Raw genomic sequence first — 16,161 nt, 5'->3', positions numbered from 1 at the left:
GGAGGAGACCACCCATGGACCTCGACCTGGCCTCTGACATCAGCCCACCCATCCAGGCGGTTTCGGTTTGCCAGTGGCGTCAGGTCAATCTGACCTTCGCCGATTGGCATGCCGCCGAGAAGTACGCCGCAACCCGGCTCGCCCCCGCACTAATCAGCGCCGAGGACAGCGGTGTGATCACCGCGTTCTGGTTCATCCGCAAAACGCAGACATGGCGGTTGCGGCTCCTGCCCGGCGACCGGCAAGCCAGGTTCTACGCTCTCCTCGCTGACCTCACCATTGACGCCCGCATCCGCGGCGTCACCGAGCCCATTTACCGGCCCGAGGCATACGCGTTCGGCGGCGACCAGGCCATGACGGTCGCGCATACCCTGTTCCACGCCGACAGCCGCCACATCCTCGGCCATCTCGCTGCCAGCGGCGCCCACCGACGCGAACTCGGCGTCGTACTCGCCACCCGCCTCATGCGTGCCGCCGGACTGGAGTTCGCCGAGCAAGGCGACGTCTGGCGACACCTCGCGATCCGCCGTCACCAGTCCGACACGCCAGGACCAAGCCCTCAGCTGATCGCCGCCGTACAGCGGCTGCTCATTGCCTCCGACGACGCGCCGGGTAGCCCGCTGGCAGCCACCCCCCAATGGCCGCAAGCCCACGAGCGGGCAGGCGCAGACCTCGGCTTCCTCGACCAGCACGGCGCACTCACCCGCAACCTGCGCGGGGTGCTAGCCCACCACCTGCTGTTCCTCTTCAATCGGCTCGGCATATCGGCCGCCGACGCCGGGCTCCTCGCGACGGCAGCCACGCACGTCACCTTCCACCACTCGTCCACCGACGCCTACGACAAGCATCAAATCGCGCCAACAACAGAGAGAAGTACACACATGGTCCACCCACCTGACGTCGAACCTGAAGCTCCCAGCGCAGCCGTGCTTCGCGAACAGCTCGTCAGCGCCTTGAAACAGCGCGGCCACGTCCGCTCGGCTTCCATCGAGCAGGCGTTTCGCAGAGTGCCCCGCGAGCAGTTCCTCCCTGGTGTCGATGTGGCTACCGTCTACACCCGCCGCCAGATCGTCACGAAGCGCGACCCCAGCGGCGCCGCGCTGTCCTCGGCGTCGAGCCCCAGCCTCGTCGCGGACATGCTCGAACAACTCGATCCACACCCCGGACATCGCGTCCTGGAGATCGGCGCGGCCACCGGCATCAACGCAGCCCTGCTGACCGAGCTGACCACCCCCAGCGGCAAGGTCGTCACCATCGAACTCGACCAAGACCTCGCCGACGGCGCCCGCGCCAACCTCGCCCGCGCCGGCTACGACACCGTCGACGTGATCCACGGCGACGGAGCCCTCGGCCACCCCGACGCCGCGCCCTACGACCGGATCATCGTCACCGCCGGAGCATGGGACATCTCCACCGCCTGGTGGGACCAACTCGCCAACCACGGCCGCATCGTCGTACCCCTGCGCGTACACGAGAGCGGCCTGACCCGATGCCTCGCCTTCGACCGCACCGACACCCACCAACTCGTCAGCACCACGACACCGCTGGTCTGCGGATTCGTCCCCATGCGCGGCACCGCAGAACACACCGACCACCACGTACGCCTCGACACCGACGTGGCCCTCAAACTCGACGCCGCCGACCACCCCAACCGACAGGCGCTCAGCCACGCCCTGAGCCACCCCCGGCACGAACGCTGGACCGGCATCGAAGTCGCCGACGCAGACCCCGTCGGCCATCTCGACCTATGGCTACTCGTGCACACCAGCACACCGTTCGGCCGCCTCGGCGTCGGCGACACCGCCCGCACCAGCGGACTGGTCACCCCCGCCTACCGTTGGGCCGGAGCCGCCATCTACCACGGCGGCACCATCGCCTACCTCGCCTTCCAACCAACAAGCGAAGGCCACCACGAAATCGGCGTCATCGCACACGGACCAGACGCCGACAAGCTCGCCGCCGAACTCACCAACCTGCTCGACCAATGGGACGAAGCGGGCCGCCCCAACCAACCCACCGTCACCGCCCAGCCAGCAGGAATGCGACCTGCCGAGCCCGGCGACATTCAGCGGCCCGACACCACCTTCACCATCTCCTTCTGACGGCACACGCCGGGGCGGTGCCCAACCCCGCCCCGGCCACCCCAGGCACCAGCACCGCCAACCACCACGCACCACCGAACAGACCACGATGCCAACATGCGCCTCCGCCGTACGTGAGGACACCATGCCCCTGCCCCTCGCATCCACCATCGCCGCCCGTTTCCCCCTCGTCCCCCGCAAACGCCCGCCAGCCAAACCGCTCGACGTACGAGTGAGCCGACTCGCTGCACTCGCCGAGACCGCCCACCGCGAACATGACCCGGATACGGCATCCATGGTTTTCAACGGAGCCGCCCTCGTCGCCTCCGACTGCGGAGACGCGGAACTCGCCCGCACCTGGTGCCAACAACACGCGAACCTCTACCTCAGCAAAGCGCCGCTAAACGGGCACACCGCCCGCTTCGCCCTCGAGCCCGTCATCAACCTCGCCCGCCTGCGCATCCGAGACGGCGACGGCGACGGCGCACACCGCCTGCTCACCGACCTACACACAGCGATCGTCAGCGGCAGGCACGCCGTCATTGACGACCTAGAGATACATCCCCAGCAGCTCACCGCTGATCCCGGCGAAATCCAACAGATCATCAATTGGCTACGCGGCATCCTGCTCTCCGACGGAACCCGCGCCCTCACCCTGTCCGGCCGCTGGGCCGACGCACTGGCTCACGTGCAGCACTACGACGGAATCGACCCCACCCTGCTCGACGGGCGACAGGTCACGATCGTCGCCCACCTGATGCAGGGCGACGGCGAAGAAGCCGCCGACCTGCTCAGCCGAACGAAGATCGAACAGCCATGTGAGCAAACGGTGCACGACCTCCTCCAGAGTTGGCACGCAACGACGATCAGAGGCACCCCCACAACTGATTACGCTAGCCTGATAGCCCGAGCGTCGGCCCCCGCGGCGAGCAGAGGACTTCCGGTGTTCCGCGTGCGGCTCAGTCTCACGGCCCTGGACCTTTCCGCCGGCGTGCCGTCGTACATCGCAGATGACCTCATCAAGCGGCTCGCGGCACACGTGATCCATAACGAGGATGCCAACGCGGCGCGCGAACTCCTTAACCATCCAGCCGTCGGCCCTGAACACCAGGGGTCGCTGGGTCTACTGGTCGAGTCGAGCGGGTTGGGTCTAGGGATCTTGCCGGATGCGGCACTGGAACCACTGTCGTTAGCCCTCGCTGTGGCCGGCAACGTTATAACTGGCGCGCCTAGCTCTGCGTGACCCGTCGAATGAGCAACCGAGGTCGTGACGATCGATGGCCGAGCGCTGCTGGCCTGACCGCCGCGACGCCATCGGCCGCGTGGCCGCTGGCGTCGTGATGGGCGATGATGTTCTATGACGCAGGCCCGGAATGCGACCGAGACCAATAGTGCATACCGGCATTTCTGTACATATATTTGCGGCTTCGCCAGATAGGCCTCACGGTACGGGCGGTCTGTCGGATAGCGAGAGGTATGAACCCGAAAATGGCATCTGGCGCTGCACCACACGCGGGCGCTGAACCACGTGGCGCTGGTCGAGTCGATATCCATCAACTCTGCTCCCGCAGCAGCCTCAGAGGGCAGGGCGTGCCTTGTGGCAAATCCTCGATCTCTCGGCTTGGCAGTCGAATCCTTGACGCGATTCCACCGCATACGACTTTGCATGTTGCGGGTGGAGGGCTCTCGTAATATCCCGTCACCCGGCGGTTTTCGGGGGTTCCGCCTCCCGAGAATCTCTCCCCTAAATGAGAAGAGGGGAGAGCGGTGCCCATAAGCTATGGACCAGCCCAAAGGCAGACATCCTGAGTAATGTGGACAGTCGGCATGGATGCACGCGGGGATGCCCTGCGCCATGCAGGCATTGCGGTTCGGTATCGATGATCAAGCCCGAAAGGGCGGCTACCGATGCGAAAAGATGGCCGGTAGGGTATGCCCGGTCATGGTCGAACTGAAGGGGGCAGTACGGGTGGATGTCTTCGAGGTTCACGGACGCTTGGTCAGCGACTACGACGCGTTCACCTCGTCTCTGGTGCATATGAGGGACACGCGGGTGGCTGGTCATGTGCAGAACGAGCGCGCCAGCAAGACTCGCTGGCCGGATCCGTGGTTGTCACTCAACCCGGCATTCGAGCCCGCTGGCACGGCCGCAGACCTAGTCGCCGAGGGACTACTGCATCCGATGTGCGAACGGTTCTTCCGAGTGAAGGTGGCTGAAGATGATCCAGGACGGCGCCCGCTAACCCTGCACCGTCATCAGCGGGAGGCCATCGAGGCAGCCCGATCCGGCAACAGCTACGTGCTCACGACTGGAACGGGATCGGGTAAGAGCCTCAGTTACATCGTTCCGATCGTCGATTCCGTGTTGCGCGATCCTGCCCCCAACCGGATCAAGGCAATCGTCGTCTACCCGATGAACGCTCTCGCTAACAGCCAGTTGCACGAACTGGAGAAGTATCTTCACTGGGGGCTCCCCAGCGACAGTCGCCCGGTGACGTTCGCCCGTTACACCGGTCAGGAAAGCGAAGCGGACCGAGACCGGATCCTGAGCCGCCGCCCCGACATCCTGCTGACCAACTACGTAATGCTGGAATACCTTCTAACCCGACCGGTCGAGCGCCAGCAATTGATCGGTGCAGCCCAGGGCTTGCGCTTCTTGGTTCTTGACGAGTTGCACACATATCGGGGACGCCAGGGCGCGGATGTGGCTTTGCTTGTCCGTCGGCTGCGGGAGGCTTGCGGATCACCGGGCCTGCAATGCGTGGGCACGTCGGCCACGATGGCCACCGAGGCCACCTTCGAAGAGGCTCGCCTGGTGGTATCCGACGCTGCCACCAATCTATTTGGAACTCTGGTTGAACCGGAGCGGGTGATCGGCGAAACCCTGGAGAGGGCCACGCTTCCCCTGGCTGAGGTCACCATGGCGCTTGCCGCGGCCGTCAAGACTGCTGCCGGGCCTCGACATGACCGCTCATATGACGAACTACGCCGAGATCCTCTGGCCTCTTGGATCGAGACCACCTTTGGACTACGGACGGAGACAGGGTCCGGCTGGTGGGTGCGGCAACAGCCAACCCGGATTCCCAAGGCCGCCGCCGAGTTGGCGGGCTTGATCGGCGGGGACGCCGACACCTGTGTACGGGCTGTCGAAAGCATCCTGCAGGAGGGGTCCCGTGTCAGGCACCCGGTGACAGGCCGCCCACTGTTCGCCTTCCGTCTGCACCAGTTCCTCTCCAAGGGCGACACCGTATACGTGAGCCTCGAGCCGGAGGAACAGCGTTACATCACCGGCCAGTACCAGGTCAGCGTCCCCGGCGACCGGAACAAGATCCTCATGCCGTTGGCGTTCTGCCGGGAATGCGGCCAGGAGTATTTGGTGGTCGCCAGGCGAACGGGTGCCGATGGAACCGTGACCTATGTTCCGCGGCGAGATCGGGACGCCGAAGGCGGTGACGCCGTCAACGGCTATCTGTACGTCAGTGGGGATCACCCGTGGCCGTCGGAGTCGACAACGGCGATTGCCGAAGGTCGACTGCCGGATTCCTGGTACGACGTTGATGCGGCAGGAAATCCCTACGTACTTCCGAGGCTGGCGGACCACCTGCCGCGGGACGTCTGGGTCGGCGTCGACGGCGTGCAGACCGATGCCGGGCACGGGCTCCGTGCGTGGTACGTGCCGACCCCGTTCCGGTTCTGCCTGCGGTGTCGGGTCTCTCATGAGCAGGTACGGGCTCGTGACTTCGCGAAGCTTGCGACGTTCAACGCCGAGGGTCGCAGTTCAGCGATCTCGCTGGTGAGTACCAGCATCATGCGCAGCCTTCGCGCCCAGCCCGATCTATCCGATGACGCGCGCAAGCTGTTGACCTTCGTCGACAACCGGCAGGATGCCAGCCTGCAGGCAGGACACTTCAACGACTTCGCGCAGATCGTTCAGATTCGCGGAGCACTCTATCGTGCCGTTTCAGACGCCGGATCTGATGGACTGAGTCACGACGATGTGGCGCAGCGAGTGGAGGCGGCGCTCGACTTGCCGATCACCGACTACGCTCAGAACCCGGAGGTCAAATTCGGGCAGCGGGAACAAGTACGCCGCGCGCTCCGCCAGGCGCTGGCATACCGAATCTACGGCGATCTGGAGCGCGGCTGGCGGGTGACCATGCCGAACCTAGAACAGACCGGACTGCTGGTCTTCGACTACCTCGATCTTGCAGAGATCGCGGCTGACGACGGATGTTGGAAGGACCGCCACCCTCTGTTGGCTGACGACGCAGCGGATCATCGGGAGGCGTTGGCGCGAATCCTGTTGGACGAGATGCGCCGCTCTCTGGCAGTCGAGGCCGAGGTACTGTCCGCCGAGGGATTCGAACGCCTGACGGCGCAGTCCGAGCAGCTCCTAACCGGCATTTGGGCCTTGCCGCCAGGTGAACCGCGCGTCGGCTCACGCATGGTGTTCGGCTCGTCAGCCGGATCCCGCCGTTCCATGGATGCGGTTCACCTGTCCGGGCGAGGCGCGTTCGGGCGTTTTCTGCGCCGTCCACGAGAGTTCACCTCGAGCCTTTCGGTTACCGTCGACGACGCCCAGGCGATCATCACGGACCTGCTGAGGGTCCTGAAGAAGTATGGGCTCCTCACCGTTGCCGCGGAGAACCACGACGGCCGACGCGGCTACCAACTGAAGGCCTCGACACTGCTCTGGCGGGCTGGTGGCGGGCACAGCGGCGCCCCGGATCCCCTGCGCAAGGTGGTCGACCCTGAGGTTGGCAGCCATGTGAACACCTTCTTCCGGGATCTGTACGCCCGAACCGCAGCTGAGCTGGCTGGCCTGTACGCCCGGGAGCACACCGCCCAGGTCCGGGCCGAGGACCGCCTCGATCGTGAGGAGGCTTTCCGCAGGGCTGAGCTGCCGCTGCTCTACTGCTCCCCGACCATGGAATTGGGGGTGGACATCGCCACCCTGGCCGCAGTTGGGATGCGGAACGTCCCGCCGACTCCTGCCAACTATGCCCAGCGCTCCGGACGGGCCGGGCGTAGCGGGCAGCCCGCCCTGGTCACAACCTACTGCTCCACCGGCAGCGCCCATGATCAATACTACTTCCGTCGCTCCGAACAGATGGTGGCCGGCAGCGTCCGGCCGCCACGCCTGGACCTGACAAACGAAGACTTGCTGCGATCCCACCTGCATGCCATCTGGCTGGCTGAGAGCGGCGCGAGTCTGGGCAGCCGCATGACCGATGTGCTGGACGCCTCGGCGGATCACGACACCGATCCCCGGTTGCCGATCCATAGGCATCTGGCCGATCAGTTGTCCGACCCGGCAGTCCAGAGGCGGGCCGCGACTCACGCCTCGGCGGTGCTGAACCAGTTGGATGCGCAGCTCTCCCAGGCGGCATGGTGGTATCCGGAGTGGGCCGACGACGTGATGCGGGCGGCGTACACGCAGTTCGACGATGCATGTGAGCGGTGGCGGCGACTGTACTGCGGAGCTTTGGCCGAGCAGCGCGAACAGAACCGCCGAGTTCTGGACAACACCACGACTCCGGACGCCAGGAAACTGGCCCAGCGGCGCCGGATGGAGGCCGAGAATCAGCTGCGGCTGTTGAAGAACGAGGATTCCGACCAGCCGTTCAGCGACTTCTACAGCTACCGCTATCTGGCCTCGGAAGGTTTCCTGCCGGGATACTCGTTTCCCCGGTTGCCCTTGGCTGCGTATGTGCCGGGGCAGCGGCTTCGTGGTTCCTACATCCAGCGGCCGAGGTTCATCGCGATCGGCGAGTTCGGCCCGGGCGCCCTCATCTATCACGAGGGCCAGCGCTACCAGGTGACCAAGGTGCAGGTGCCGGCCGGCAACGACCCCGGCGACGTAGCGACCGCTGAGGCCCGCATCTGCGCTGCCTGCGGCTACTGGCACGATCGGCAGGCCGGAGTGGACTGCTGTGAGGGGTGCGGCGCCGAGTTGGGCGGGGCATTGGGAAACCTGATGCACCTGCAGACTGTGCACACCGTACGCAGGCGCCGCATCTCCTCCGACGAGGAGGAACGCCGCCGGGGCGGCTTCGAGCTGCAGACGGTGTACCGCTTCAGTGAGCATGGTCAGCGGTCCGGCCGGCTGGAGGCGGAGGCGACGACATCCGACGGGAAGCCGGTGGCTCAGGTGGTCTACGGAGACACCGCCACCGTACGCGTCATCAACCGTGGCCGGCGGGGCCGTCGAGACCCGAACAATCTCGGGTTCTGGCTGGACCCCGTGCGAGGGCAATGGTTGAGCGAAACCCGAGCTGTCGATAGTTCACCGGAGGACAACGACTTGGGATCGCTGTCCCAGGCCGCTCGGGCGGTCAAAGTGTTGCCGTATGTGGAGGACCGCAAGAACATCGCGGTGTTCCGGCTGGCCGGACCGGTCGATGACACCGAGGCGACGACTCTGCGCTACGCCTTGGAGCGCGGCATCGAGACGGTGTACCAACTGGAAGATGCCGAGTTGTCCAGTGAGCCGCTGCCGGACCGCGACGGGCAGGGGCGGATGCTGTTCATCGAAAGCGCCGAAGGCGGGGCCGGCGTCCTGCGTCGCCTACACGACAAGCACGATGCGCTGGCTCTGGTGGCTCGTGAGGCATTGCGCATCATCCATGTCGATCCCGATACTGGTGCTGATCTGGGTCACGCGCCGGGAGCGACCGAGCGTTGCGAACGCGGCTGCTATGACTGCTTGTTATCTTACAGCAACCAGCTGTTCCACCGCCGCATCGACCGGCTCTCGGTGGTAACGACACTGCGTGCCCTGGCGGGTTGCACGGTTGGCGCTCCGAACGCGCAGCCGGGACCGGCGCAGCGCCACGAGTCGCTGATTGAGACGACTACCGGCGAGCATGGGCGCCAACTGCTGACATTCCTGCTCGAGCATGCCTACCGGCTGCCCGACGACTCCAATGTTCTGATACCCGACTCGCAGGCCCGGCTGGACTTCGTCTATCACCTGCCCGGTGGCGACGTCGCGGTGTTCGTCGACGGCCCGATGCACGACCATGCGGAGACCACTCGGCGCGACACCGCTATCACCGACCGGCTGATGGACCTCGGCTGGTTGGTGATCCGCTTCCGGCATGATGATGACTGGTATCAAGTAGCCCGGACCTACCCGAGCATTTTCGGGCCGGGCCGCGACGGGGCCCACGGAGGAAGAGGCGCATAGTGTCAGCGAGCAGCATCCAGTACTCGCCGGGATCCCTGGTGGCCGCCCGTGGCAGGGAATGGGTGGTCCTCCCCGACTCTGTTCCTGGTTTCCTGCTGGCCCGGCCGCTCAACGGGGACACCGAGTTCACTACAGGCCTGTTTCTTCGCGAGGTCACCCCGGCGGAGTTCCCACCGCCCACTGCGGAGACTGGTCAAGTAGGTGACCACCTCGCTGCCGATCTCCTGCGTACGGCGTTGCGGATCGGGTTCACCTCCAGCGCGGCACCCTTGCGATCGATCGCCTCTATCGCGGTCGAGCCACGCCAGTACCAACTGGTGCCCTTGCTAATGGCTCTTCGGATGTCGCCGGTACGCCTCCTCATCGGCGACGACGTGGGCATCGGCAAGACCATCGAGGCTGGACTCATCGCCAAGGAGCTGCTGGAACAAGGCGAAGCCCGCCGGCTGGTCGTGCTATGCAGCCCGGCCCTGGCGGAGCAGTGGCAGAAGGAACTATCGGAGAAATTCGGCATCGACGCGACTCTGGTGCTGCCGTCGACCATCACCCGGCTGGAACGTCCCCTGCCCAGCGACCGCTCGGTGTTCGAGGAACACCCGTACACAGTGGTGTCCACCGACTTCATCAAGGCCGAGCGCCGGCGAGCGCAGTTCGCCCGAGCATGCCCAGATCTGGTCATCGTCGACGAGGCACATACCTGCGTCGGCGCCACCGGGATTGGGACCCGCCAACTGCGCCACGAGTTACTACGCACCTTGGCCGCGGACACCTCCCGACACCTGCTGCTGGTGACCGCGACCCCGCACAGCGGCAACGAGGACGCATTCCGCGACCTGATCGCCCTGCTCGACCCGCGGTTCGCCGACCTCAACCTCGAAGATCAACGCGGTCGCACCGAGCTGGCCCGGCATTTCGTTCAACGCCGTCGCCGTGACATCCGCAGTTACCTGGATCAGGACACGCCGTTCCCTCGAGACCGACAGATCCGGGAGGTAGCCTACGACCTGGGCTCCGACTACGCCCGCTTCACCCGCAAGATCCTCGATTTCGCTCGGGAGAGCGTGCGAGACTCCGACGGGCTGCGGCACCGGGTGCGCTGGTGGTCGGCTCTGGCCCTTCTGCGGTCGGTCGCGTCCTCGCCGCGCGCTGCGACGGCGACGCTGCTCGCCCGATCAGTGACCGCAGCCGCTGAATCCGAGATCGAGGCGGACCAGTTGGGACGAGCTGCCGTTCTGGATCTCACCGACGACCCGTTGGAGAGCGCCGATGCCGCGCCGGGCGCGGACGACGATCAGCTGTCCGAGTCCATGCGTGACCGTTTGCGGTCGATGGCACGCCAGGCCAAGCTGCTGGAAGGTCCGGTCAAGGACGTCAAGCTCGGCGCCCTGATCCGTGAGGTCACTTCGTTGCTGGCGGACGGCTACGACCCGATCGTGTTCTGTCGGTTCATCCCGACGGCCGAGTACGTCGCCGAGCACCTGCGGCAGGCACTGCGGAAGAAGGCCAACGTCGAGGCGGTAACCGGCACCCTGCCACCGCCAGAACGTGTCGAACGCATCGACGATCTCACCTCACGGCCCGGCCGGCACGTCCTCGTCGCCACGGACTGTCTGTCCGAGGGTGTCAACCTTCAAGAGCATTTCCAGGCCGTGGTGCACTACGACCTCGCCTGGAACCCCACCCGGCACGAACAGCGGGAGGGGCGCGTCGACCGATTCGGCCAGCGGCGCAACTACGTCCGTGCGGTCACCCTGTACGGCATGGACAACGGCATCGACGGCATCGTCCTGGACGTACTCATCCGCAAGCACCGCACCATCGCCAGGCAGACCGGGGTGGCGGTGCCGGTGCCGGAGCAGAGCGATTCCGTTCTGCAAGCTCTGGTCGAGGGCGTTCTACTGCGCCGGGACGAGCCCGACCAACTCGCCTTTGATCTCGACCTGGGACTGGCCGCCCGCCGCGACGCTCTGCACCGCGATTGGGAGAGCGCCGCCGAACGTGAATCGAAGGTCCTCACCAAGTACGCCCAGTCCGGTGTGAAACTCGATGACGTCCAACAGGAGCTGACGGCACTCCGTCGCGCTCTAGGTACCCCGGCCGACGTGGCCCGTTTCGTCCGGCAGTCCCTCACCGGTCTGGGTGCTGGCATCACGGTTGACGCCGACGGTATCCGTGTACCCACCCAAGGACTACGCCCAGGCACTCGTGTGGCACTCGGTCTGCCCAGCGACCGTGAAGACACTAATCTGTTGTTCCGATACGACCTTCCGGTCGAACCCGGTCAGCATGCCATGGTGCGCACGGATCCGACGGTGGCCGCACTGGCCCGACACGTGCTCGAATCTGCCCTGGATCCCACGACCGACGGCCCGGCCGCCCGGTTGGGAGTCATCCGTACCGCGACCGTCTCTGCCCGTACCGTACTCCTGCTGGTGCGCTACCGGTTGTTGCTGACCTTGCCCGATCAACGCGCGATAGTGGCCGAGGACGCCCAGGTCATGACATACCGGATTGGCTCGGGTGGCCAGCGTCTGTGGTTGAACGACGAGGAGACGACTGCGCTGCTCACCGCGACCCCAGATGCGAATGTTCTGCCGGAGCTGGTCACCAGCGCGATCAATCGGGCGCTGGGTGAACTCGACGATGTTCAGGAATACCTGGAACAACAAGGTCAGGAACTAGCCGTGTCAGTCCGAGAGGCTCACCGCCGGATTCGTGGTGCGGTCGCGGCTCGCGTCGCCGGATTGAAGGTGACCCTGGGCGGCCGTCCAGACGTTCTCGGCGTTTACGTATATCTGCCGTCCGGATCCATACCGCAGGAGGGCACTCGATGACGACCGCTTCCGCGAACATCTATACGGCGGTGACGATCGAGGGCGGCCTTCTTCCCGCGGACCTGATCGGAGCGATCATCGCCGGGGACCGGGACGTGCCCGGCATCCGCTCCGAGGACTACCACCTGGCCAGCGGCGAACGCCTCGGGGAGGCGGCAACTCGCCGGTGGGAGTATCTGCGCGGCGTCTACCTTGGATTCCGCGATCGGCTCGCCGCCCTGCCCGAAACCGATCCGGCTACCACCCTTACCCGGGAACGCTGGATCCTGGTGCTGCTCAACGAGCTGGGCTTCGGTCGGGTGCCATTCGTTCGAGGCGGCATCGCCGCTGAGGGCCGGACTTTCGGCGTCAGCCATCGATGGCAGCACGTGCCTATACACATCATCAGCTGGCACACTCGGTTGGACGCCCGCACCGGTGGCGGCGAGGCGGGCCGGCCGGCCCAGTCCATGGTTCAAGACCTGTTGAACTGCAGCGACGACTATCTGTGGGCGATCCTCAGCAACGGCAGGCAGCTACGTCTGCTGCGCGACTCGACCACAATGGCCGCCAGCTCATATATCGAGTTCGACCTGGAAGCCATCTTCGACGGCGAGCTGTACTCCGACTTTGTCCTGCTCTACGCACTCCTGCACGTCTCCCGGCTCGAGCTGCTCGACAGGGCTGACGGAGAACCACCCACCCCTGCCGACTGCCGAATTGAGCAGTGGCGCAGCTACGCGGCCGAGACCGGCACCCGCGCTCGCGCCGAGCTACGTAATGGTGTCAAGGCCGCCCTCGAACAACTGGGTACCGGATTCCTGGAAGCCAACTCCCGGCTGCGGGACCTTCTGCGAGAGAACCGGCTCAAAGACCGAGAGTTCCACCACGAACTGCTTCGGCTGGCATACCAAATCGTATTCCTACTGGTCGCTGAAGAACGTGACGCCTTGCTTGACCCGGCCGCCACTGACGAGGTCAAGAAGGGTTACCTGGCCTACTTCTCCGCCAGCCGGCTGCGCCGCATCGCCGAACGCAGGCAAGGCGACCGGCACACCGACCTGTGGCAGAGCCTGGTCATGGTGCTCGACGGCCTGGGTGACGACGACGGGCTTCCCGATCTCGGTCTACCCGGACTCGGCGGTCTGTTCTTCCGCGCCGGCACGTCCAACGGCGACGATCAGCACCCGGACCTGCTGCGCGACTGCACACTGACCAACGAACGTCTGCTCGCCGCGATCCGCCCGCTCACCGAGATCCGCGATCGGCGCGGCAAGCGCCGCCGGGTCAACTACCGGCATCTGGACTCCGAGGAACTTGGCGGTATCTACGAATCTCTGCTGGAACTCATTCCTCGTCCAGACGTCCAGGTTCCACGTTTCTGGCTGGAAGAAGAGGTACGTGGTAGCGATCGTAAGGAGACGGGTTCGTACTACACGCCGACTCCGCTGATCGAGGCGCTCCTGGATACCGCCCTCGAACCGGTCATCGACCGGTACGCCGTCAGCGGCAACCCTGACGATCTGCTCGATCTGACTGTCTGCGACCCAGCTTGTGGCTCCGGACATTTCCTCGTCGGTGCTGCCCGCCGCATCGCCAAGCGCTACGCAGCGCTCTACCTGGGAGACGAGCCCAGCCCGGTGCAGATTCAGGCGGCGATGGCGAAGGTCGTGCGCCGCTGCATCTTCGGCGTCGACATCAATCCCCTGGCGGTCGAGATCACCAAGATCTCACTATGGCTGGAGTCCCTCGAACCGGGTAAACCGCTGGCCTTCCTGGACGGCCATGTGAAGGTCGGCAATGCTCTGCTGGGTACCACTCCGGCGCTGCTACGCCAAGGCATTCCCGACGACGCCTACAAGGCACTCGACGGCGACGAGACTGCCGTTCTTGCCCAAGCTCGCAAAGACAACCGAGCTGCCCGGGAACACGGCATCGACACGCTGTTCGGCCTCGGCGACACCGTGCCGGTCGATAACGAGTTCCTGGCCCGGCAGACCCGGGCGATCCTCAACACCACGATCAAAAACCTCAGCGATGTACGCGAACAGGCCCGCCGCCTACGCGCCCTGGAGAACGACCCGGACCGCCGCCGCAAGCTGCAGGCCGCCGACGCGTGGTGCGCCGCTTTCGTCTGGCCGGCGCGTTCGGACGGGCCGAGCCCGATCACCACTCAGAACATCCGTGCCATCGAACGGAGCGAAGGCCTCCCGAACCTGGTCGAGGACACCCTGAAAGCCATTGCCGCGGAATATCGCTTCTTTCACTGGCACGTGGAGTTTCCCGAGGTCTTCGACGTTCCCGCCGACGACGACTCAGAGGTTGACCCAACTACTGGGTGGCGCGACGGATTCTCCTGTGTTGTCGGCAACCCTCCCTGGGAGCGTATCAAGCTGCAGGAACAGGAGTACTTCGCCGCACGCAACCCGGATATCGCCAACGCGCCGAACGCTGCCGCACGCAAGCGGCTCATTATGGCTCTAGCTACCAGCGAGGAGCCGACCGATCGGGATCTTTACACCGACTTTCAGCAAGAGTTGCGCCTTGCCAGCGGCTGGGGCTGTCTACTTCGTCTGACTGGCCGGTATCCGCTTACCGGGCGCGGCGATATCAACACCTATGCGGTTTTCGCTGAAACTGGACGAACCATCATCAAGCCGCAAGGCCGGTGTGGCTTGGTCCTTCCGACCGGCATTGCCACGGATGCCACAACCGCGCCATTTTTTGGCGATTTGGTCCGAACTGGCACGCTGGCAGATTTTCTTGATTTCGAAAATGAGGAATTCCTTCTCAGCAACTCCGTGCATCACAGCTTTCGATTCTGCCTGCTCACCATATGCGGCCGGGAAGCAGTAGTCAAGAAGGCGAATTTCGCTTTCGGGTCTCGAAATATTGCCGACATCGAACCTCGGCGAATGAGCCTGCCGCCAGCAGACATCTTGCTCCTCAACCCTAATACCGGCACGACCCCACTATTTCGATCTCGCCGCGATGCTGCTATCACCCTCGGGATTTATCGTCGCGTCCCGCTATTCTGGCGCGAAATGCCAGAAGAGAACCCGTGGGGGCTGTCTTTTATGGCAATGTTTCACATGTCAAACAGTTCTAAGTTCTTCCACACTCGCCAAGAGCTGGAGGGAGATGGTTGGCAACTCAGTGGCAACACTTTTGCCCGTGGTTCGAAACGCATGCTGCCGCTGTACGAAGCAAAGATGGTTCACTTTTTCGACCATCGACTGGGGACATATGAAGGCCAAACAGAGGCTCAAGCAAACATGGGAACACTGCCGCGTGTTAGCAGCTTCCAGAAGGCGAACGCCGACTATGCTGCTCTTCCGCGCTACTGGATAGATCAAGAACGAGTCGAAAATACTGTACCGGATGACTGGGGGCGGGATTGGCTGCTCGGCTGGAGGAAGATTTGCCGAGCCGTCGATAAGCGAACTCTGATCGCCTCTCCTATGCCGCTTGCGGGATTCGGCGACTCAGGGAATCTCATGTTTCCGAGAAAAGGAAACCCATCTTGCCTAGTTGCAATGCTTTCATCCTTCGTACTTGACTTTGTTCAACGTCAGAAGCTTGCTGGAACTAACCTAAACTACTTTCAGGTTAAGCAGTTGCCAGTATTTCCGCCGGATCGATTCACTGAATGTGCCGTATGGGATTCACGACTCCGTCTAGAGGAGTGGATCTCGGCGAGAGCGAAGGAGTTGATGTATACGACGTGGGATATGGAGGCTTTTGCTCGAGATTTGGGAGATAATGGAGCGCCATTTGTGTGGCTTGAAGAACGGCGCTTCGCCATTCGGGCAGAATTGGACGCAGCGTACTTCCATCTCTATGGCGTGGAGCGTGACGATGTCGCCTACATCATGGACACGTTCAACGCGTTCCGGAACGACGATCCGGACCGGTTTGCTCGGACCAAGGAGATCATCTTGACGGTCTACGATGCCTTGGCGGAGGCCACGGCGACCGGCAGGCCGTACCAGTCACTGCTCGACCCGGCACCCGGCGAGGGACCTCGGCACGTGGGTGTCTAAAGTGGATGTTGGCTCGTATCCTGCCTAAGGTGCCA

General features: G+C 64.3%; 5 protein-coding genes. All 5 read left to right on the top strand.

The window, feature by feature from the left end; all coding sequences use genetic code 11:
- Positions 1-14 precede the first annotated feature (14 nt).
- The 5 genes from fxlM (at position 15) to ACWER9_RS07485 (ending at position 16,126) form a co-directional block, all read left to right on the top strand.
- On the top strand, positions 15-2,102 hold the full coding sequence (gene fxlM, locus ACWER9_RS07505) for a methyltransferase, FxLD system (RefSeq protein ID WP_452300999.1): 2,088 nt from the start codon (positions 15-17) through the stop codon (positions 2,100-2,102).
- 124 nt (positions 2,103-2,226) lie between these two features.
- Positions 2,227-3,324, top strand: coding sequence for a hypothetical protein (locus ACWER9_RS07500; protein ID WP_452300998.1), 1,098 nt, complete (start codon positions 2,227-2,229; stop codon positions 3,322-3,324).
- Between the two features lie 699 nt (positions 3,325-4,023).
- Complete coding sequence (locus tag ACWER9_RS07495; protein WP_452300997.1) at positions 4,024-9,270, top strand: DEAD/DEAH box helicase; 5,247 nt, start codon at positions 4,024-4,026, stop codon at positions 9,268-9,270.
- Positions 9,270-12,104, top strand: coding sequence for a helicase-related protein (locus ACWER9_RS07490; RefSeq protein ID WP_452300996.1), 2,835 nt, complete (start codon positions 9,270-9,272; stop codon positions 12,102-12,104). Before ACWER9_RS07495 ends, ACWER9_RS07490 begins: the two co-directional genes overlap by 1 nt.
- Positions 12,101-16,126 carry an Eco57I restriction-modification methylase domain-containing protein gene (locus tag ACWER9_RS07485; protein WP_452300995.1) on the top strand — a complete coding sequence of 1,342 codons (4,026 nt, stop codon included), beginning with the start codon at positions 12,101-12,103 and terminating at the stop codon, positions 16,124-16,126. The genes ACWER9_RS07490 and ACWER9_RS07485 overlap by 4 nt, the downstream gene beginning before the upstream one ends.
- Positions 16,127-16,161: the final 35 nt, after the last annotated feature.

This window comes from Micromonospora sp. NPDC003944, from assembly GCF_053605225.1.
This window is presented reverse-complemented; position numbering and strand designations above follow the sequence as displayed.

Coding starts and splice junctions, on each gene's coding strand:
- fxlM (WP_452300999.1), top strand. CDS start 15: ATGGACCTCGACCTGGCCTCTGACATCAGCCCACCCATCCAGGCGGTT.
- ACWER9_RS07500 (WP_452300998.1), top strand. CDS start 2,227: ATGCCCCTGCCCCTCGCATCCACCATCGCCGCCCGTTTCCCCCTCGTC.
- ACWER9_RS07495 (WP_452300997.1), top strand. CDS start 4,024: ATGGTCGAACTGAAGGGGGCAGTACGGGTGGATGTCTTCGAGGTTCAC.
- ACWER9_RS07485 (WP_452300995.1), top strand. CDS start 12,101: ATGACGACCGCTTCCGCGAACATCTATACGGCGGTGACGATCGAGGGC.